The sequence below is a fragment of the Bacillus cereus group sp. Bce019 genome, from assembly GCF_051781745.1.
Classification (GTDB): Bacteria; Bacillota; Bacilli; order Bacillales; family Bacillaceae_G; genus Bacillus_A; species Bacillus_A cereus.
Genome location: NZ_JBPWJX010000126.1, coordinates 1 through 272, shown reverse-complemented (window position 1 = coordinate 272; position 272 = coordinate 1). Strand labels below are relative to the sequence as shown.

Sequence of the window (272 nt, the reverse complement as noted above, 5' to 3'; positions counted from 1 at the left end):
ATTTGGAATAGTTTCTAAAGCAAGCAAGTCAGCACCTTCACGCAAGAGAATCTCAATTCGGGGTCTATGGAAATTTTTCAAATCATCAAAGCTGATCTGTCCATAATCACCAGTATATTCTGAACCATTTGCCAAATATGCAGCATAAGGTCCGACATCACCTGAAACCAAGGGATAGGGGCGCTTTGCTTTTTCTTGATCAGACAATTGCGACCAAACACTTTCACGTGCTTTTTTTGCTAAGCTAATAGTCTCAGCAATCATTGTTTTGG

The 272-nt window shown here is 40.1% G+C and carries 1 protein-coding gene; it reads right to left on the bottom strand.

What is annotated here, in order from left to right; translation table 11 throughout:
- Positions 1-272 (bottom strand): homocysteine S-methyltransferase family protein (locus ACS2QP_RS27720; RefSeq protein WP_438883058.1); only part of this gene is annotated, 272 nt, incomplete at both ends.